Annotated in this window: 20 protein-coding genes and 1 tRNA gene; 7 read left to right on the top strand and 14 right to left on the bottom strand. The window is 62.2% G+C overall.

Features of this window, described 5'->3' with window-relative positions; genetic code table 11:
- The 6 genes from B058_RS17860 to B058_RS0109180 all read right to left on the bottom strand — a co-directional run.
- Nucleotides 1-239: class I SAM-dependent methyltransferase (locus B058_RS17860; RefSeq protein ID WP_211208677.1), on the bottom strand; the 239-nt coding region annotated here is incomplete at its 3' end.
- Nucleotides 240-331: 92 nt separating this feature from the next.
- A complete protein-coding gene (locus B058_RS0109205; RefSeq protein WP_018508187.1) occupies nt 332-634 on the bottom strand; it encodes a hypothetical protein in 303 nt (100 codons plus the stop codon).
- 294 nt (nt 635-928) lie between these two features.
- On the bottom strand, nt 929-1,606 hold the full coding sequence (locus tag B058_RS16765) for a HEAT repeat domain-containing protein (RefSeq protein ID WP_211208675.1): 678 nt from the start codon (nt 1,604-1,606) through the stop codon (nt 929-931).
- A 137-nt stretch (nt 1,607-1,743) separates the two neighbouring features.
- On the bottom strand, nt 1,744-2,322 hold the full coding sequence (locus B058_RS17540; RefSeq protein WP_026240793.1) for a class I SAM-dependent methyltransferase: 579 nt from the start codon (nt 2,320-2,322) through the stop codon (nt 1,744-1,746).
- A 124-nt stretch (nt 2,323-2,446) separates the two neighbouring features.
- Nucleotides 2,447-2,899 (bottom strand): NAD(+)--rifampin ADP-ribosyltransferase, encoded by a 453-nt coding sequence (gene arr, locus B058_RS0109185; RefSeq protein WP_018508183.1) that lies wholly within the window; start codon nt 2,897-2,899, stop codon nt 2,447-2,449.
- A gap of 45 nt (nt 2,900-2,944) precedes the next feature.
- Nucleotides 2,945-3,454: a cupin domain-containing protein gene (locus tag B058_RS0109180; RefSeq protein ID WP_018508182.1), complete on the bottom strand. Its 510-nt coding sequence runs from the start codon at nt 3,452-3,454 to the stop codon at nt 2,945-2,947.
- Nucleotides 3,455-4,074: 620 nt separating this feature from the next.
- Between B058_RS0109180 and tadA the strand changes: the two genes are divergently transcribed.
- Together tadA and B058_RS0109170 are read left to right on the top strand one after the other, a co-directional pair.
- Nucleotides 4,075-4,548: a tRNA adenosine(34) deaminase TadA gene (tadA, locus tag B058_RS0109175; RefSeq protein WP_281166673.1), complete on the top strand. Its 474-nt coding sequence runs from the start codon at nt 4,075-4,077 to the stop codon at nt 4,546-4,548.
- Nucleotides 4,545-5,039 carry a L,D-transpeptidase gene (locus tag B058_RS0109170; protein ID WP_018508180.1) on the top strand — a complete coding sequence of 165 codons (495 nt, stop codon included), beginning with the start codon at nt 4,545-4,547 and terminating at the stop codon, nt 5,037-5,039. The genes tadA and B058_RS0109170 overlap by 4 nt, the downstream gene beginning before the upstream one ends.
- Before the next feature lie 159 nt (nt 5,040-5,198).
- Here B058_RS0109170 and B058_RS18510 read toward each other — a convergent pair whose 3' ends face one another.
- The 5 genes from B058_RS18510 to dapC form a co-directional block, all read right to left on the bottom strand.
- Nucleotides 5,199-5,396, bottom strand: coding sequence for a GIY-YIG nuclease family protein (locus B058_RS18510; protein WP_425425241.1), 198 nt, complete (start codon nt 5,394-5,396; stop codon nt 5,199-5,201).
- A gap of 91 nt (nt 5,397-5,487) precedes the next feature.
- Nucleotides 5,488-5,826: a DUF4870 family protein gene (locus B058_RS0109160; protein ID WP_018508179.1), complete on the bottom strand. Its 339-nt coding sequence runs from the start codon at nt 5,824-5,826 to the stop codon at nt 5,488-5,490.
- Nucleotides 5,826-6,602: a M48 family metallopeptidase gene (locus B058_RS0109155; protein ID WP_018508178.1), complete on the bottom strand. Its 777-nt coding sequence runs from the start codon at nt 6,600-6,602 to the stop codon at nt 5,826-5,828. The genes B058_RS0109160 and B058_RS0109155 overlap by 1 nt, the downstream gene beginning before the upstream one ends.
- A gap of 29 nt (nt 6,603-6,631) precedes the next feature.
- Nucleotides 6,632-7,456, bottom strand: coding sequence for a 2,3,4,5-tetrahydropyridine-2,6-dicarboxylate N-succinyltransferase (dapD, locus tag B058_RS0109150; RefSeq protein WP_018508177.1), 825 nt, complete (start codon nt 7,454-7,456; stop codon nt 6,632-6,634).
- Between the two features lie 28 nt (nt 7,457-7,484).
- Complete coding sequence (gene dapC, locus B058_RS0109145; protein ID WP_018508176.1) at nt 7,485-8,690, bottom strand: succinyldiaminopimelate transaminase; 1,206 nt, start codon at nt 8,688-8,690, stop codon at nt 7,485-7,487.
- A gap of 41 nt (nt 8,691-8,731) precedes the next feature.
- Here dapC and B058_RS0109140 point away from each other — a divergent pair, with 41 nt between their 5' ends.
- Together B058_RS0109140 and B058_RS0109135 are read left to right on the top strand one after the other, a co-directional pair.
- Complete coding sequence (locus tag B058_RS0109140) at nt 8,732-9,634, top strand: DMT family transporter (protein WP_018508175.1); 903 nt, start codon at nt 8,732-8,734, stop codon at nt 9,632-9,634.
- Nucleotides 9,627-10,022: a VOC family protein gene (locus B058_RS0109135; RefSeq protein WP_018508174.1), complete on the top strand. Its 396-nt coding sequence runs from the start codon at nt 9,627-9,629 to the stop codon at nt 10,020-10,022. Before B058_RS0109140 ends, B058_RS0109135 begins: the two co-directional genes overlap by 8 nt.
- A 46-nt stretch (nt 10,023-10,068) precedes the next feature.
- Here the strand turns inward: B058_RS0109135 and B058_RS0109130 are convergent, their stop codons facing one another.
- Both B058_RS0109130 and queF read right to left on the bottom strand, forming a co-directional pair.
- Nucleotides 10,069-11,340, bottom strand: coding sequence for an FGGY-family carbohydrate kinase (locus B058_RS0109130; RefSeq protein ID WP_018508173.1), 1,272 nt, complete (start codon nt 11,338-11,340; stop codon nt 10,069-10,071).
- A 4-nt stretch (nt 11,341-11,344) separates the two neighbouring features.
- Nucleotides 11,345-11,764 carry a preQ(1) synthase gene (queF, locus tag B058_RS0109125; protein ID WP_018508172.1) on the bottom strand — a complete coding sequence of 140 codons (420 nt, stop codon included), beginning with the start codon at nt 11,762-11,764 and terminating at the stop codon, nt 11,345-11,347.
- Between the two features lie 97 nt (nt 11,765-11,861).
- Here queF and smc point away from each other — a divergent pair, with 97 nt between their 5' ends.
- Nucleotides 11,862-15,359 carry a chromosome segregation protein SMC gene (smc, locus tag B058_RS0109120; RefSeq protein ID WP_018508171.1) on the top strand — a complete coding sequence of 1,166 codons (3,498 nt, stop codon included), beginning with the start codon at nt 11,862-11,864 and terminating at the stop codon, nt 15,357-15,359.
- A gap of 71 nt (nt 15,360-15,430) precedes the next feature.
- Nucleotides 15,431-16,714 (top strand): serine--tRNA ligase, encoded by a 1,284-nt coding sequence (serS, locus tag B058_RS0109115; protein ID WP_018508170.1) that lies wholly within the window; start codon nt 15,431-15,433, stop codon nt 16,712-16,714.
- Nucleotides 16,715-16,736: 22 nt separating this feature from the next.
- On the opposite strand, the gene mltF is transcribed toward serS, so the two are convergent.
- Nucleotides 16,737-18,113 (bottom strand): membrane-bound lytic murein transglycosylase MltF, encoded by a 1,377-nt coding sequence (gene mltF / locus B058_RS0109110; protein WP_018508169.1) that lies wholly within the window; start codon nt 18,111-18,113, stop codon nt 16,737-16,739.
- A gap of 106 nt (nt 18,114-18,219) precedes the next feature.
- Here mltF and B058_RS0109105 point away from each other — a divergent pair.
- A tRNA-Ser gene (locus tag B058_RS0109105) sits at nt 18,220-18,309 on the top strand.
- Nucleotides 18,310-18,332: the final 23 nt, after the last annotated feature.

Raw genomic sequence — 18,332 nt, 5'->3', positions numbered from 1 at the left:
ACATCGATACCTACAGCATGCATATCTCTGGCGGCAAGTTCACGAACAAGCCATCCTTCGCCACAGCCAATATCAAGGACGGAGCGTGGTAGACGGCTGAGAACGGCATCAATGATGGCTTGATCCGTAATCTGCTTGCGACTCTCAATCTGGCCCTCACGTACCGCAGCAGTCCACGGTAGGGCGTTTATGGCCCATGACTCAACAATTTTTGCGTCGCTGAATGGTTCAGTATTCATCCGGTTTCCGGCTGGCTAACGTAGAGCTAACCGGCGGCGCTTTAGCGCCGTCCAGAGACCGAAGGGAGCGAGGTTGAGCGTCATGTTAGAACTCATCTTCTCGCTCGCCAACGAACAAAGTATTCGCTCCCGCCGCCAGCACACAGCGCAGCGAGACCGATGCTCAGAAAAGTGAAGTTGTCTCCGATAGCGATAAGGCCAATGGCCAGACTGGGTAAGGAAAACATTAGCGGGTAGAACCATGGCTTGTCGATTGGTAGGACAGTGGCGAGCGCAGCAATAGCAACGAACGCGACGAGAGCCAAAATGAGCAAGGCAAGGAGCAGGCTTCCAATTTCCCAACCCATGACAAAGGCCAGAACGAGGTAAAGCGTTCCAAGAAAGAGCGCCGGCATTGCGCGATCGAGGTAAGGCACTGTGCGCTCTAACGTAGAGATGAGGGGCGGCCGGAGCGCGAAGCGCGGAGGGAACCTGCAAGCGTAGCTTGCAGGTTCCCTCTCGACCGCCGGGTTGGGCAAAGGCCACCACAAGAGCGAGGCCGGACGGGAAAGCCAAAAAAGTCGGCGCTGGTGGCACGGCGTCCCCACGGAGCGCGGCGGTCGTGGGCGACCGGAACGAACGCCTGTTTCTTGAGGGGGCTGACTGCGAGCGCGCATTCCTTGCGGATTCCGGCGACGGCGTGAAGCAGGTCAAGCAGGCCGATCCTTAAGTGCGAATTGCCGCTTGGCCTCATGGGTGGCGAGTTCAAAGGCGGCGTTCGGATCGCGCAGGAGCCGCTCGGTGGCAATCGCATGCGCACGTACGCGTGGGCTGTCGCTCGCGATGGCTCTCCGCAGGACAGGCTCGAGCACTTCTGGCCCCAAGGCGAGGAGCGCGCGGCTGAGACTGAGTTGTACCTCCCGACCTCCGCGACCGAACTGCGCTGCGAGTTCCTCTGCCAACTCACTCCTTTGCTCGTTAGGCACGAGGACGACGGCGGCGCGCCACGCACTCCGCGCGACTTCGTCGTCGGCGTCGTACAGTAGGGAGCGCGTGATCACTGAGAACGCACTATGCTCTCTAATCTTCGACAGAGTGTGCAGCGCCTGACTTCGGGCCTGTGCACTCCCCGAGCTCACTTCCGCGATCAGTCGCGGTAGGGTGGTCTCCGGCGGATACCGGGTAAGCGCCCACGTGAGCATGTCGCGCACATAGAAGTCAGGCTCGATAGCGCATCGCGCAATCAGTGTATCGACCAGCCCCGGGCGGGGCTGGTGCCGATTGCCAGTGCAGCCTTGAGCCGCGTAGATGCGTTCGTTGCGGCTAAAGCGGCGATCAAGTCTGTTTCCGTTGAGTTCATGGTTCGCGCAGTGATGGACAGTAGGCAATCCTATTGATAACTATAGGCTACAGGGTCGCCCGAGCCGTGTTCGTGTGATGCCCAACGTCTGACATAACCGGTGCTGCACGGCTTCATCGCGCAGCGTCCGTGTAGATGGATGGGTTGGGCGGCATTCCATCGTGCTCACCCGATCTTTTCAGCATCGTAGTAATTGTTTTCGCCCTTGTCTGTATATGTGGCGAGAACGCGAAAGCCTGCATTCCTGAGCAATTCACCGTAACGTTCTTGCCCAAGAGATGAGCACTCAACCCCCGTACTCAAGTCTTTCCAAATGCCCACCTGGATAGGGGCCATGAATAGGAACCGACCGTTCGGTACCAGTATCTCCACGACCCGAGCAATCAAGTCGATCTGGTCAGATTCTGACAACAAAAAGAGAAGACCTATTGCGATGACGCCATCGAAATTCCGTCCAAAGAAGTCACTCTCTTGCACCCTTGCACATTGAATTGGAATATTGGGGAAACGTGACTGGAACTCAGCAAGCAAGGTTGGCGAGCTATCGACAGCCCATAATTTCAGCCCGGCGGCATCGAGAACTCGCGATATTGGATAGCCGCCCCCACATGCCAACTCAATGACCGTTGCGCCCCTACGAAGACTACGAGCCCATTGATCTACAACCTGCGTGCCGATTGATGACGGATCTCGGCTACGCAGAAATTCATGCGCTCTAGATTCGTATGCTTCAGCAGAATCCATCTGTGACTATCTCCGTGCTGATCTTGCGGCCCAACGTTTAAGGTAAGGGGTGCGCCGCTTGCGGCGCGTCCCGTGGAGGCCTAAGGCCGGAACGAACTTGACTGAATTGTTAGGCAGTGAATTGCTAGTCTTCAATGATGGCGAAGCCGCGGCGCTTCAGATCCTCCAAAGATTTCAGCATTTGCTGCAATACATCTATGGGATGCCCTTGCCAGTCTTCGACTGACCCGACAATTCTTAGTGGGTCGCACGTGCGATAGGACTTCGTTGGATTTCCAGGAAATCTTTTATTCGTAAGATTCGGGTCGTCTTCAAATGGCCCAGTTGGTTCGACGATGTATATGTAGCCGCGACCATCTAGGCGTGACAACGACATTGCAAGCTCCGCTCCCCAAATGGCAGGCTCCATCAGGGCTGAAAAGTAGACGTGCTTAAGAGCACGGTCAGTTTCAAAGTGGGACGGGTGCCCCGTGGTTATCAAGTCGCCAATCGATAGATTGGCTTTGGTGCCATGATAGAACGGTCCGCGCACCTGCTGGTAATTCTCATGCGATATGGGAATCCAATCATTCGGCATTTGTAGGTTCCATGGGTAAGGGAAATGGATTAGGCAGCACTCTTGCTACGGCTCGTCAAGCCAGTAGTCGGCGCTTTGCGACTTGAATTGCATGATATCGAAATCCAGTTCAGGCGCGCCGCGTTTGCCGGCCATAGCCAAGAACTTTCCTGAGTCTGGATATTCGACGATCTCGGGCAAGTCTTTCGTGCTGATCGAGAGGTACTTCAGCGGCTGATCCGAAGTGTTGATGATCTGGTGCGGATACTCTGGTCCGGGGGGAATGAAGATTACATCGCCCTGCACGATGGGGAGTTCCTCGCCCGCAACGCGAAGAGTGCCTGCCCCCTCTAATACGACGAACATCTCCTCCTGAGCATGGTGAAAGTGATAGGGGCAGTCTCTCTTGCCTGGAGCCACTATATCGATGGTGGCTCCAAGCTTTTGGGCAGCTGTTCCAGGTGCAAGGCGGGCCGACCGGCCACCATAGAGTGGTTCGCGGACGAACAACTCCATTTGGACTTTATTGAAGTTCCGAATCAGCGCTGATGCCAACATTTTGGCATGTTCATTCATCGCGTACTCCTCTCTCGGTGGTGCGGCTTGTCGGCAGGCATCACGCTTGAGCGTAGGGTTAAGCCCACACCCATTTTCCGTATAGGCGATGTGCTGATGCATTACCCACACTGGCGATAGCAGCCGTCGCCATAAAATAAATGATCAATGTCGCAAGAATTACTTTCATGATGTGATGAGTCCCGATGTCCGAACCGTCACTTCAGTAGGCTCACAAAGTTTGTTTTAAGGTGCATGCTGTTACTTTTGAGCTTAAAAAACCTTGAGTGAGCACGAATACAACTGTGGCAGGACATGGCTAAGACCAAGCCATGTCACTCAGCTGGCCTGACGAAGTGTTGGAGCTTGGTCAGGAAATCAAGCGGACAAGACGAACGGACTCTGTACGGGTAAACGATAGTTCATGCGGCTCTCCTCAGGCAGCATTTGAGAACGACTGTGGTTTTCCGCATGACAATCGACGTACTTTGCGTCGACCGCTTCTAGAGCCGGAATCTACCTGCTGGTTTTTGGGCCTGTCAAGGATATTGCCGAGTTCGGGTTTTCGAAGCGTCCCCTTGTCCGGGAATGTGCGATTCACGTTGCGTTAAAATTTCACGGTATTTGATATGAGGCAAGGCGTGACAGAAGACGAGGACTACATGCGCGCCGCGCTCGAACTGGCCCGCCAGGGCCGGGACGCCGGCGAGGTGCCGGTGGGGGCGCTGGTGGTGTGTGGCGGCGAGATCGTCGGGCGCGGGTTCAACCGGCCGATTTCCAGCCATGACCCCACGGCGCATGCCGAGGTGATGGCGCTGCGTGATGCGGCGGGGCGGCTGGGCAATTACCGGCTGGTGGGCTGCACGCTCTATGTGACGATGGAGCCGTGCGTGATGTGCGCGGGGGCGATCCTGCATTCAAGGGTGGCGCGGGTGGTGTACGGCGCGCGCGAATACAAGACCGGTGCGCACGGCAGCATCATCGACGTGTTTGCCGAGCCGCGCCTGAACTATCATTGCGACATCGTCGGCGGGGTGCTGGCGGACGAATGCGCGGCGATGATCTCGGGGTTCTTCGAATCGCGCCGGCAGCAGAAAAGGGAGACGGCGCAATGAGCGAACTGGTCATCGAGGTGGACATGCGCCTGCAGCAGCTGTACCTGTGGGAACCCTTTCCGGACGGCGATCTACTCATCCGGCAGTACCCGGTTTCCACTGCGGCGAACGGGGCGGGGGAGCAGGACGGGAGCTTCTGCACGCCGCGCGGCAGGCATCGCATCGCGGAAAAAATCGGCGCCGGCGCGCCGCTGTGCGCGGCCTTCAAGTCACGCCAGCCCACCGGCGAAATCTGGACGCCGGAACTGGACGCCGCGAACCCCGGGCGCGACTGGATCCTGACACGCATCCTGTGGCTGGACGGCCTGGAGCCGGGCAGGAACAAGGGCGGGACGGTGGACACCCACAACCGCTACATCTATATCCACGGCACCCACGAGGAACACCGGATCGGCACACCCGCCTCGCACGGCTGCATCCGCATGAAGAATGCGGACGTGGCGGAACTGTTCGATCTGGTGAAGGTGGGGACGGAGGTGCGGATTTCTTAGGGTTAGGGTAGGGGACGGGCAGCCCTTCGACAAGCTCATGGCGAACGGGCTGAAAGTTGGGTACTTGGGTGAATCCATCGGTAAGCCTGGATTAGGCTACTGGCCTTTGGTCCGTTCGTGGTGAGCCTGTCGAACCACATTTCAAATTGCCACTAGGGCTTATTTCCCCGATCGGTTCCTGGCTAACCGGGAGACCTCCTCCCAGTCACCCTTTATCAACGCCTCTTTCTTCGCGCGGCTCCAACCCTTGATCCGCCGCTCGAATGTCAGCGCCTCGATACGTGTGGCGCATTCCCGGCTCCAAACCAGTTCAACCGGCAACCGGGTCGCTGTATGGCCGACGCAGATACCGGCCACATGTTCGCCAATGCGTTTGTCGAGATCGTCAGTATGCCCGCATAGTACGAGCCATCCGCGCAGCGCAGCAGATAGGCCCAGAATGCCATGCCTACAACGGCATGGGCTTGCCGTCGTTGAGGTTGAGCCAGCCCTTGGCGATGCGGTAGATGAACCAGATGCAGGCGACGCCAAGGACGACCCAGCCGATCAGGATGATCCAGGTCAGCCCGCCGAGGATGAACCACACCAGGCCCCACCAGAAGGTACGAATCTGCCAGCGGAAATGGCTTTCCAGCCAGGTGCCCCTGGTATCGTCGAGCTTGATGTAGTTCAGCACGATGGCGACGATGGCGGTGACGCCGGAAAACAGCGACAGCGCGTACAGCGCATAAATGACGGTGCTCAGGGTTTTGAGGCTGGCAAGTTTGTCGTCGGTCGGGGTGTCCATCAATTACGGGCTTTCTCGTAGATTGGCATCATCTTCGGCACCAGCGCATTGAGCGCCTGGATGCGGTTGGTCGGCGCCGGGTGGGTGCTGAGGAACTGCGGCGGGCCGTTGCCGCTGGCCTGGCTCATTTTTTCCCACAGGCTGATCGCGGCGTGCGGGTCGTAGCCTGCGCGAGCGGCAAGCTCGATGCCGTAGCGGTCCGCCTCGCTCTCGCTCTCGCGGCTGTTGGGCAGGGTCAACGCAATGTCGGCCACCGGCGCCAGCACGGTGAGATCGCGCCCGGCGAGGATGGAGCCGATTTGCAGACCGCCCTGTGTGGCCATCGCGCGCGACATGCGCTCGCGGCCGTGCCCCAGCAGCGCGTGGGAGATTTCGTGGCCCATGACCTGGGCGATTTCGTCGTCAGTCAGCTTGAGCTTGGTGATGATGCCGGTATAGATCGCCATCTTGCCGCCGGGCATGCACCAGGCATTGAGCGTGGGCTCGTCGATCACCGCGACCGACCATTTCCAGCTGCGGCTCGGCGGGTACATGGTGCCCGCCTGCACGATCAGCCGGTCGGTGATGCGCTTGACCCGGGCGTTCAGCGCCGCGTCGGTACTGAGCTTGCCCTTCTGCTGTGCCTCGTTGACCGTTTGCGCATAGGCCTGCGCGGACGAGGCCTGCGCCTGCTCTTCCGAGACCAGCACCAGTTGCGAGCGTCCGGAGACCGGGTTGGTCTGGCAGCCCGTCAGGCCGGCGGCGAGCAAAACGATGACGGCGAAAAGTGTCTTCATGGCGTCTCCTTGTACCGGCATCCAGTCGATCAGATCCCGCGCAGCAGTTCGTTGATGCCGACCTTGGACAAGGTCTTCTCGTCGACCTTCTTCACGATCACCGCGCAATACAGACTATAGCTGCCATCCTTCGACGGCAGGTTGCCGGACACCACCACCGAGCCGGCGGGCACGCGGCCGTACATGACTTCGCCGGTTTCGCGGTCGTAGATCTTGGTCGACTGGCCGATATAGACGCCCATCGAGATCACGCAGTTGTCCTCGACGATCACGCCCTCGACCACCTCGGAACGCGCGCCGACGAAGCAGTTGTCGCCGATGATGGTGGGGTTGGCCTGCACCGGTTCGAGCACGCCGCCGATACCGACGCCGCCGGAGAGGTGCACGTTCTTGCCGATCTGCGCGCAGGAGCCGACCGTGGCCCAGGTGTCGACCATGGTGCCTTCGCCGACATAGGCGCCGATGTTGACGTAGGAGGGCATCAGCACCACGTTCTTGCCGATGTAGGAGCCCTTGCGCGCGGCCGCCGGCGGCACCACGCGGAAGCCGCCCTCGCGGAAGTCCTTGGAGTTGAAGTCGGCGAACTTGGAGGGCACCTTGTCGAAGTAGTTGGTGAAGCCGCCCTTGATGAAGGCATTGTCTTCCAGGCGGAACGACAGCAGCACGGCCTTCTTGATCCACTGGTGCGTGGTCCAGTTCTGCCCGTCAGTGCGCTCGGCGACACGAAGCTGGCCGTGGTCGAGCATGTCGATCACCGACATGACGGCATCCTTGACGGTGGCGTCGGCGTTGCGCGGGGTGATGTCGGCGCGGCGTTCGAATGCGTCTTCGATGATTTTCTGCAGGTCTTGCATGATGGTTTCCTTGAAAATAAGTGAGGGGTCAGGCGTGAGAGGTAAGGGATTTTGCGTGAATGGCGATGCGGTGTGCAGCCTCGACGCAGGCGTCCAGGCTGTCGACCAGCGCGATGCGGACGAAGCCCTTGCCCGGATTGACGTTGGCGGCGTCGCGCGCGAGGTAGCTGCCCGGCAGCACGGTGACGTGCTGTTTCTCATACAGGCCGCGCGCAAAGGCGGCATCGTCGCCGCCCGGCACGCGCGCCCACAGATAGAAGGCAGCATCGGGCGCCTCGAATTGCAGCACGTCCTTCAGCAGAGGCATCACGGCGGCGAACTTCTCGGCGTACTGGCGGCGGTTCTCGATCACGTGCGCTTCGTCGTTCCATGCCGCGACGCTGGCGGCTTGCACTGCCGGACTCATCGCGCTGCCGTGATAGGTGCGGTAGAGCAGAAATTTCTTCATCACCTCGGCGTCGCCCGCCACCATGCCGGAACGCAGGCCGGGTACGTTGGAGCGCTTGGACAGCGAGTTGAACACGATGAGATTTTTAAGGCCCCGGCTGAGCTGCTGCGCGGCGGTGAGCGCGCCCAAGGGCGGCTTGCCTTCCTCGAAATAGATTTCCGAATAGCATTCGTCGGCCGCGATGACGAAGCCATGCCGGTCGGACAGTTCGAACAGTTCCTTCCAGTCGGCCAGCGACATCACCTTGCCGGTGGGGTTGCCGGGCGAACACACGTAGACCAGGCTGATGCTTTCCCACAGGTCTTCCGGCACGCGTGACCAGTCCATGCGAAAGCCGTTTTCGGGCAAGGTGTTGAGAAAGAAAGGGCGGGCGCCGGCGAGCAGCGCCGCGCCTTCGTATATCTGGTAGAAGGGGTTGGGCGAGACGACCGTGCGGCGGCCATGGCGGCTCGAATCGACGGCGGCCTGGGCGAAGGCGAACAGCGCTTCTCTGGAACCGTTGGCCGGCAGTACCTCGGTCGCCGGGTCGAGTTTCACGCCATAGCGTCGCTCGGCCCACGCTGAGATGGCAGTGCGCAGCGCATCCGAGCCCTGAGTGATGGGATAATTCGCCAGCCCGCCAAGTCCGGCGATCAGCGCGTCCTTGATGAACTGGGGCGTGGGGTGCTTGGGCTCGCCGATCGACAGGTTGATCGGCGACAGTCCGGCATCCGGCGTGACGCCGGCGAACAGCTCGCGCAGTTTCTGGAACGGATACGGATGAAGTTGATCGAGACGCGGATTCATTGCTGTACGGAATTTAACCAAGCCACATATTATAAAGCCCCATGCCGTCGATTCCCTTGCAGCGCACGCTCGCCATCAGCAGTCTTGTCTACGCTGCCTCACTGTGGGGACTGGTATGGTATCCCTATCGCCTGTTGAGTGAGGCGGGCGTAGGCGGCATCGCGTCCAGCCTGTTCACCTATGCGACGCCCCTGCTGCTGATCGGCTGGCTGCATGGCCATGTGCTACGTGAGGCGCGCGGCCGCTGGCTGTGGCTTGCCGCGATCGGTCTGACGGCTGGCTGGACCAACCTGGCCTATGTGCTGGCGGTGCTCGAAGGCGAAGTGGTCCGGGTACTGCTGCTGTTTTATCTGTCGCCTCTGTGGACCGTGCTGTTTGCCCGTTTTCTGCTGCATGAGAAGCTCAATCGCGCCGGCTGGGCGGTGATGGCGCTGGCCGCGGGCGGCGCACTGGTGATGTTGTGGCAACCCGGCGACTGGCCGCTGCCGGCCAGTCGCGCCGAATGGCTGGGTCTGTCGGCGGGGGTGATGTTCGCGGCGAGCAACGTCATCAGCCGCCATCTGGAGGGCGTGGCGGAGGGTGCCAAGGCCGTGTCGGTATGGGCAGGGGTGGCGGTGCTGACCACGATCGGTCTGGCATTCAGGCCTGCCGAGCTCGGTTTCATGGCGGATGCCGCGCCCGCCACCTGGCTGTTGCTGATGGGGGTGGGGATTGCCATCGGCAGCATGACCTATGCCGTGCAATATGGCCTGGCGCGTGTACCGGCCAACCAGGCCATCGTCATCTTTTTGTTCGAACTGGTGGTCGCTGCTGTGGCGGCCTATTTCCTCTCCGACGAGCGCATGGGTGTGCAGGAATGGATCGGCGCCGTCATGATCGTCACCGCCAGCCTGTTTTCCGGCCATATGGAAAACGACCAATCGAAAGGGGAAAGCCATGTCTGACGGATTGCCTTCCACGCGCGTCACGGCCTTGCTGCATGCCGGCCTGCTGGTGTCGGATCTCGCGCGCGCAAAAACCTTCTACGAATCGGTGCTGGGGCTGACGCGGCATCCGAACCGGCCCGATCTGCCTTACCCCGGCGAATGGTACGACCTGGGCGGCGGCCAGCAACTACACCTGATGCAGCTGCCCAACCCCGATACCGGTTCGTTACGTCCCGAGCATGGCGGCCGCGACCGCCACATCGCGCTGGCGGTGGGCGACATGGCTGCATTGAAGCGCCGACTCGATGCGGCAAGCGTGACGTACACAGCCAGCAAGTCGGGACGGGCGGCCTTGTTCTGCCGTGATCCCGATATGAATACGCTCGAGTTCGTCGAAGTCAGCTGAGCGTGGTTGTTGCCAATTTGTTGGCTTTACAACCACGGCCTGCCCTTTACGGGTAGATCGGGTCGAATAGCCGCAGGCCATCCCGCGCCAGCAGGGCGGCGCCGTAAGCGGCTTCAGTATGGGCGGCGCGCGCGACCGGGACGCCGAGCAGACGCTCGCGGATGCGTGTCCAGACAGGATTGCGGGCGCCGCCGCCGGCCGTGTTGACCCGGCCAACCGGGGTGGCGCCGAGTTCGGCGAGCAGGCCGTAGCCGCGCGCCTCGATGCGGGCAAGGCTTTCCAGCAGGCCGTGCAGGAATTCGGCGTCGTCGAGGGGGCGCGGCGTCAGGCGCGGCGAAAGCTGCGGGTCGTTGACCGGAAAACGTTCGCCGGGTTTTGGGAGCGGAACGTAGTTGAGCGGACTGGCAAGGGCCGGATCGATTGATTCGCTGAGCGCAGCCAGCTGGCGGTCGTCGAAGAACTGCCGCAGCACCGCGCCGCCGGCGTTGGACGCACCGCCAGCCAGCCAGCGGTTGCCGAACCAGTGCGAATAGACACCGTGCCCGGTCGATTCCACCGGGGTGTCGGACAGCAGTTTCAGGACCAGCGTGCTGCCGAGCGAGGTGACGGCGTCACCGCTTCGGGTCACGCCTGCTGCCAAAAATGCGGCGATGGAGTCGGTGGTGCCGGCGTGCACCATGCAGCCGGGGTTGATGCCGAGGTAGCGCGCACGCGGACGCGACACGGTGGCGAGCCGGGCACCGGGCGCGATGGGCACCGGGAGGTAGTCGACGTCGGCCAGGTATTCGACCCAGTCCGGCCATTTCAGCGCGTCGAGGTCGAGCCCCATCTTGAGGGCGTTGTGGTAGTCGGTCATCCCGACCCGGCCGGTCAGCAGGCCGGAGAGCCAGTCGGCCTGGTTGAGATAGAGCCGCGCACCGGTGAGGCCGAGCCGCTTTTTCAGCCACAGGATCTTGGCCAGCCCCGAGGTAACCGCGGCGGCAGGGTGGCCCGGCGTGGCGGTTTTCGCAATCAGGGCAGCTTCCTCGACCGCGCGGTCGTCGTTGTACAGCAGCGGCGGATGGCGTGGGCTGAGTTCCTCGTCGCAGGCGAGTATGGTGCCGGAGGTGCCGTCGAGCGCGATGTCCGACAACTGGGTGCGGATCGGCGGCGGCAGCGACGCGACCAGGTCCCACAGCGCCTCGCGCCAGATGCCGGCGCGCTCGTAGTCGTCCAGCGCGCCGAAATCGCGTTTGTCCTCGACGACGATCGCGCCTTCGGCGTCGATTACACAACTGCGCGCGCCCGAAGTGCCAAAGTCAATACCTAGAAAATACAATGGCTTATCCGCGTGTATTTGACTGGTGCTCGAACTGCGTGAGATCGACGCGCGGGGCTGGCTGCCAGCCTTTCTTGCGGTGCTCGGCGACCACGTTGGTGAAGATGCCGCCGCGTACGTAGAACTTGGCGGTGAGGCACATGTAGCGCGGCTTGGTCGCCTTGACCAGATCATCGAGGATGCGGTTGGTGACGTCCTCATGGAAGTGGCCTTCCTCGCGGAAGCTCCACATGTAGAGCTTGAGGCTCTTCAGTTCGACGCAGGTCTTGTCGGGAATGTAGTCGAGAATCAGCGTGGCGAAATCCGGCTGTCCGGTCTTGGGACAAAGACACGTGAATTCAGGAACTTCCATGTGGATATGAAAGTCGCGTCCGGGTTTTGGGTTGGGGAAGGTTTCCAGGGTTTTGGCGGGCGTGGAGGGCATGGGGAGGCTCGGTGTAGAATGTGTCGAAAACAGAACGCCGTAAAAATCTAACGGCGCATTGAGACGACACCCATTATAAAAGCTTAGGTCCGCTGTCTTGCGTTTAACCCACATCAAACTTGCCGGTTTCAAGAGCTTCGTCGATCCCACCGTGATTCCTGTCCCCGCCCAGCTGACGGGGGTGGTGGGGCCGAACGGCTGCGGCAAGTCGAACGTCATCGACGCTGTGCGCTGGGTGCTCGGCGAATCGTCGGCCAAGCACCTGCGCGGCGAATCGATGCAGGACGTGATCTTCAACGGCTCGGGCACCAGGAAGCCGGCGTCACGCGCCTCGGTCGAGCTGGCGTTCAACAACGAACTCGGCCGTGCCGCCGGGCAGTGGTCGCAATATGCCGAGATCTCGGTCAAGCGCGTGCTCGACCGCAGCGGCGACTCCACCTATTACATCAACAACATGCGGGTGCGGCGGCGCGACGTCGCCGACCTGTTCCTCGGCACCGGCGTCGGTGCGCGCGCCTACGCTATCATCGAGCAGGGCATGATCACGCGCCTGATCGAGGCCAAGCCCGAGGAACTGCGCGGTTATCTGGAAGAAGCCGCGGGCGTCTCCAAGTACCGGGAGCGCCGCAAGGAAACCGAGTCGCGGCTGAAGGACGCACGCGACAACATGAACCGCGTCGAGGACATCCAGCGCGAACTCAAGACCCAGGTCGAGAAGCTCGCCGCGCAGGCCGAAGTCGCCCAGCATTACCGCAGTCTGCAAGCGGATTTGACGTTCTCGCAGCATCGTCTATGGTTCGCCCGCAAGCACGACGCCGCCCAGCAGCGCGCGCGCATCGACAAGGATCTCACCCAAGCGCAGAACAAACTGGAAGCCGAAACCGCGCGCCTGCGTCACATCGAATCGATTCTGGAAACCGCGCGCCAGACCCAGTTCGCCGGTCAGGACACGCTCAACACCGCGCAGGCGGCGTATTACCAGGCACAGTCCGAAGTGGCGCGCATCGAGCAGACCATGGCGCACCAGAACGCCACCCGCGAACGGTTGTATCGCCAGGTGCAGGATCTGGGCGCGCGCGTCGAGGCGCAGCAGGCGCGTCGGACCGCCACGCAGGATGCGCTGCACGAGGTCAACGCGCAGCAGCCCGGTCTCGAAGCCGCGTTGATGGAAGCCGAGGCCGCCGCACGTCAGGCCACCGACAGCACCCTGCCGGAGAAGGAAGCTGCGCTGCGCGTTGCGCAACAAGGCGTGGGCGAGGCGCAGCGCGTGGTGTCGCAACTGGACCAGTCGCGCCAGGTCGACGAAAACAGCCTCGGCCATACCAAGCGCCAGCTCGAGCAACTGGATGTGCGCCAGCGCCGGCTCGCCCAGGAACAGGCGCAGCTGCCGCGCCCGGATGCCGCCGGCCTGGCGCAAAAACAAGCCGAGCTCGAGGAACTGGCGCAGATATTGGCCACGGCACAGACCGGGCTCAAGGATGCCGAGACGGCATTGCCCGAACTCGACGCGGCACGCGCGCAGCACATGCGCGATCTCGAGGCCGCACGCAAAGCGCTGCACCAGACCGAGGCCGAACTCGCGGCACTGAAAAAACTGCAGGAAAGTCTCAAGGCCGACGAGAAGCTTGGCGCCTGGCTGCGCCAGCGCGGCCTGGATAGCGCGCCGCGCCTGTGGGAAAAACTGCGTGTCACCCCTGGCTGGGAAGCGGCCGTCGAGGCGGTGCTGCGAGAACGCCTGCAGTCCGTGTCAGCCGATGTCACCTCGGAATGGTTTGCCGACGCGCCGCCCGCGCGCCTCACCGTATGGACCGGACAAGGCGCGGCGACTGCCAGCGCGTCGGACCTGCTCAGCAGCAAGATTGCCAGCGACGATGCCGCTGCGCACGCAGCGCTTGCCGACTGGCTGGCCGGCGTGTACTGGGCCGACGATGCGGACGCTGCGCGCGCGCGTACAGCGAATCTCTCAGCCGGGGAAACGGTCGTGACGCCGCAAGGCCATCTCTTCACCCGCCACAGCGTCACGTTCCACGGGCCGCATACTGCGGTGGAAGGCATTCTTGCGCGCGGGCGCGAACTCGAACGGCTGACGACGGATGCGGTACGGTTGCGTGATGAAGTCGCCCAACTCGAAGCCGCCTACGCCGAGGCGCAGCAGGGCTACATGGAGCGCCAGCGCGATATCCAGGCCTTGCGCGCGCAAACCGGCCAGACGCAAAACCGCCACCACACCGCACAGATGGAACTACTGCGGCTGCAACAGGCGGTGGAGCGGGTGCAGAGCCGGGCGGCGCAGATCACGCAGGAACTCGAGGAAGTCACCCGTCAGCAAACCGGCGAGCGCACCATGCTGGAAACACTGGATGCTCGCCTCAAGGACTACCGCGCACAGGACGAGGCCGCCCGCGAAGCGCTCTATGCCGCGCGTCAGCAGCGCGACCAGGCCGACCGTGCGGTGTTCGATGCGCGCGAACTGCAGCGAGCGGCCGAACGGCGGCATCAGGAAGCCGGCTTCGCGCTGACCACCTGCACCAACAAGATCCAGGAACTCGCCGAGACGCTGGCACGCATCGAACAGGAAATCGCCGACGACGATGCCCGACTGGCCCAGGCACGCGACGAATTGGGCCACCTGCCAGCCGACGCGCTGGATGCCGAGTTGCAGGCAGCCCTGGCGACGCGCACCGAAACCGAAGCCGCGCTGGCCGCCGCGCGCGATGCACTGGAAGGGCTGACCGCCCAACTGCGCGGTCATGACGAGGCCCGGATGGCCTGCGAGCAGGGGCTCGACCCGCTGCGCCGCAGCATCGAGCAGTTGAAACTCAAGAACCAGGAAGCCATGCTGATGCAGTCGCAGTTCGAACTGCAACTGCGCGAGGCAGCTGCCGACGAGGCCAGCCTCGAATCGGGCCTGGCCGACAGTCCCAAGCCCAGCCAATTGCAGGCCGATATCAACCGCCTGCAGAACGAGATCGCCGCGCTCGGTGCGGTCAACCTCGCCGCACTGGACGAGCTGACCCAGGCGCAGGAGCGTTCCGAATACCTCGCCGCGCAATGTGCCGACTTGCTAGAAGCCGTCACCACGCTGGAAGACGCGATCCGCCGCATCGACCAGGAATCGCGCGCGCGGCTCAAGGAAACATTCGATACCGTGAACCAGCACATGGGCGAGCTGTTCCCGCAGCTGTTCGGTGGCGGCCAGGCACGGCTCATTCTCACCGGCGACGAACTGCTCGATGCCGGCGTGCAGGTGTTCGCGCAGCCGCCCGGCAAGAAGAACGCCTCGATCCACTTGCTGTCCGGCGGAGAGAAGACGCTCACCGCGCTGTCGCTGGTGTTCGCCATGTTCAAGCTCAACCCGGCGCCGTTCTGCCTGCTGGACGAGGTCGACGCGCCGCTCGACGACGCCAATACCGAGCGTTACTGCAACCTCGTCAAGGCGATGTCCGACCATACGCAGTTCCTCTTCATCACCCACAACCGCGTCACCATGGAAATGGCGCAGCACCTGGCCGGTGTCACCATGCAGGAACAGGGCGTGTCGCGCATCGTCGCGGTCGATGTGGATGAAGCGGTAGGGATGGTCGAAGCGGCCTAATTTCACGCACCTCTAGCCGATAGCCGCAGCTATCGGCGAAAATGGCGCTTTTGGCGCTTTCCCATACTCCCATGCTTGATATCCAGTTGCTGCGCAAAGACGCAGCCATCGTCGCCGAGCGCCTGGCCGCGCGCGGTTTTGTTCTTGATACGGCGCGCTTCGAAACCCTGGAAGCCGAACGCAAGACGATCCAGACCCGCACACAGGAAGCGCAAAGCCGCCGCAACACCCTGTCCAAGCAGATCGGCATGATGAAGGGCAAGGGCGAGGACACCACGACGGTCATGGCCGAGGTGGCGGGTCTGGGCGACGAGCAGAAGCAGCTGGAATCGCGCCTGTCCGAATTGCAGGCCGAGCTCAACGATTTCCTCATGGGCGTGCCGAACCTGCCGCACGAATCGGTGGCGCACGGCTTGGACGAGACGGCCAACGTCGAGGTGAGCCGCTGGGGCACGCCGAAGCAGTTCGATTTCCCGGTGCGCGATCACGTCGACCTCGGCGAAGGCCTCGGCCAGCTCGATTTCGCGGCAGCGGTGAAAATCACCGGCAGCCGCTTCACCGTGATGAAGGGGCCGCTGGCGCGGCTGCACCGAGCGCTCGCCCAGTTCATGCTCGACGTGCACACGACGGAGCATGGCTACACGGAAGTCTATGTGCCGTATCTGGTCAACGCCGATTCGATGCGCGGTACCGGAAACCTGCCCAAGTTCGAGGAAGATTTATTCCAGGTCCCGCGGCCGGACGCCGACAAGCTCTACCTCATCCCCACCGCCGAAGTCCCGGTGACCAACCTGCTGCGTGACGAGATCGTTCCCGCCGAATCGCTGCCGCTGAAGTTCGTCGCCCACACCCCGTGCTTCCGCTCGGAGGCGGGTTCCTACGGCCGCGACACGCGCGGCATGATCCGCCAGCACCAGTTCGACAAGGTGGAACTGGTGCAGATGGTGAAGCCGGAGGACTCCTACGCCGCGCTGGAGGCGCTGACCGCCAACGCCGAGGCGATCCTGCAGAAGCTCGGTCTGCCGTATCGCAAGATGGCGCTGTGCAGCGGCGATATGGGCTTCTCGGCGGCCAAGACCTACGACCTCGAGGTGTGGCTGCCCGCGCAGAACACCTACCGCGAGATTTCCTCCTGCTCGAATTTCGAGGCCTTCCAGGCGCGCCGCATGCAGGCGCGTTTCAAGGCGGGGCAGGGCAAGCCTGAGTTATTGCACACGCTGAACGGGTCGGGACTGGCGGTGGGGCGCACGCTGGTGGCGATCCTGGAGAACTACCAGAATGCCGATGGGAGCGTGACCGTGCCGGAGGCGTTGCGGCCGTGGATGGGCGGGCTGGAGCGGCTGACCGCCGCATGAAGGGGACTTTTGGCGTGGCAGGTCAGCCGGGTGTAGGCAGGCCGGCTTCGCTGTTTCCCAGATTGATCAGCGGGTTGTATTCGGGCTCCAGCCGCATCAGGATGTCGTAGTAATTGCGGATGTTCTCGGCGAACAGCAATGCCTCGGTGCCGCGGGCATAGCCGTATTTCATTACCTTGGCAAAGTCGCCGCGGCCCAGATAGGGCAGGGCCGCTTTCACGTCCGCCCAGCTGTCCGGACTGCCGCCGCGCGCTTGCGCGATGCGTCGCGCATCTTCCAGATGGCCCTGCCCCTGGTTGTAGGCAGCCAACGCCAGCCAGGTGCGATCGGGCTCGGGAATGCGGGCAGGCAGTGCATCCTTCAGCATGGCTAGGTAGCGTGCGCCGCCGAGGATGCTCTGACGTGCATTGAGCCGATTGCCGATCCCCATGCGGTCGGCCGTTTCGGCGGTCAGCATCATCAAACCACGCACACCGGTCGGCGAGGTGGCAGACGGATCCCACTGTGATTCCTGATAGCCGATCGCGGCCAGCAGACGCCAGTCGATGCCGGTGAGCGTCTGGGCTTCCTGGAAATATCGGCGCAGATCCGGCAGGCGTTGTGGACGGCGTTGCATGATACCGAGGATGTCCGTGCTGTCCAGCCGCTTGACGTGGCCGAAGTAACGCTCGTAGATGCGTTTGATGGTGCCGTCCCTGCGCGCCTGTTCGATGAAGCGGACCAGCGAATTGCGCAGGATGAGCGAGCTGTGTTTCGGCAGCGCCCATACGATCTTCTGGGTGTCGGGCAGGTCGAAGGCCACCGCCAGTTCGGGATAGAAGGTGCGCACGGGATCGAAATCCATGCCGTTGATGACCACCGCGTCGTATTTGCCGGCCTGCAGTTGCGCCAGCAGTTCGTCCGGCCAGACATTGTCCAGCGCGGACCAGGACAGCTTGGGATACTTGCGCTTCAGACGCATCAGCATGGGCGTATGGCCGGAACCGATGATCAATGCCAGCTTCTTGCCGGACAGGGCAGCGATGTCGCGAGGTGCCTGCTCGCTGGCGCGATAGACGATATGGACCGGTGTCTCGAATAAAACCGGGCCGGCAATCAGATGGCGATCCTTGACTACCGCTTGCGGCAAGGTCGCTGCCGCCAGATGGATCTGGCGGTTCTCAAGCAAGTCGAACAGGGCTTCGGGCCGGGGCTTCGTCGTCCACGCGAGCGTCCAGTTCTGCGACTGGCCGTATGCCTGGATCAAATCGTGTTCGAAGCCGGCAGCCTCGCCGTTACGGGCGATATAGTAGGTCGCAGGGCTGTTGCGTACGCCCACCTGCAATTCGCCGCTGGTTTCGGACGGTGGAATGGGACGACCGCAGGCAGCCAGTGCCAGTGTCAGCGCCAGTGCAGCCAATCTCCCGATCCATCCCTTTGTTTTTATGATGGGCATGAATACAGTCTGAACGAGAGCGAAATTTTCGTCCAGCAAACCGCCAGACTCGGTTACAATACGCGCCGCCGGAGAGGTGGCAGAGTGGTCGAATGTACCTGACTCGAAATCAGGCGTGAGCGCAAGTTCACCGTGGGTTCGAATCCCACCCTCTCCGCCAATTACCGTCCCGTCGCTTTAGAC

This window comes from Thiobacillus thioparus DSM 505, assembly GCF_000373385.1.
GTDB lineage: Bacteria > Pseudomonadota > Gammaproteobacteria > Burkholderiales > Thiobacillaceae > Thiobacillus > Thiobacillus thioparus.
Note: the sequence above shows the minus strand (reverse complement) of the source record. Positions and strands in the feature narration are given on the sequence as shown.

Bases quoted from the DNA above. Each gene is read 5' to 3' on its own strand.
- B058_RS17540 (WP_026240793.1), bottom strand. From the start codon at position 2,322: ATGGATTCTGCTGAAGCATACGAATCTAGAGCGCATGAATTTCTGCGT.
- B058_RS0109155 (WP_018508178.1), bottom strand. From the start codon at position 6,602: ATGAAGACACTTTTCGCCGTCATCGTTTTGCTCGCCGCCGGCCTGACG.
- arr (WP_018508183.1), bottom strand. From the start codon at position 2,899: ATGCCGAATGATTGGATTCCCATATCGCATGAGAATTACCAGCAGGTG.
- B058_RS0109205 (WP_018508187.1), bottom strand. From the start codon at position 634: ATGCCGGCGCTCTTTCTTGGAACGCTTTACCTCGTTCTGGCCTTTGTC.
- B058_RS0109170 (WP_018508180.1), top strand. From the start codon at position 4,545: ATGAGCGAACTGGTCATCGAGGTGGACATGCGCCTGCAGCAGCTGTAC.
- queF (WP_018508172.1), bottom strand. From the start codon at position 11,764: ATGCCCTCCACGCCCGCCAAAACCCTGGAAACCTTCCCCAACCCAAAA.
- dapC (WP_018508176.1), bottom strand. From the start codon at position 8,690: ATGAATCCGCGTCTCGATCAACTTCATCCGTATCCGTTCCAGAAACTG.
- B058_RS0109160 (WP_018508179.1), bottom strand. From the start codon at position 5,826: ATGGACACCCCGACCGACGACAAACTTGCCAGCCTCAAAACCCTGAGC.
- serS (WP_018508170.1), top strand. From the start codon at position 15,431: ATGCTTGATATCCAGTTGCTGCGCAAAGACGCAGCCATCGTCGCCGAG.
- B058_RS0109135 (WP_018508174.1), top strand. From the start codon at position 9,627: ATGTCTGACGGATTGCCTTCCACGCGCGTCACGGCCTTGCTGCATGCC.
- dapD (WP_018508177.1), bottom strand. From the start codon at position 7,456: ATGCAAGACCTGCAGAAAATCATCGAAGACGCATTCGAACGCCGCGCC.
- B058_RS0109180 (WP_018508182.1), bottom strand. From the start codon at position 3,454: ATGAATGAACATGCCAAAATGTTGGCATCAGCGCTGATTCGGAACTTC.
- B058_RS0109140 (WP_018508175.1), top strand. From the start codon at position 8,732: ATGCCGTCGATTCCCTTGCAGCGCACGCTCGCCATCAGCAGTCTTGTC.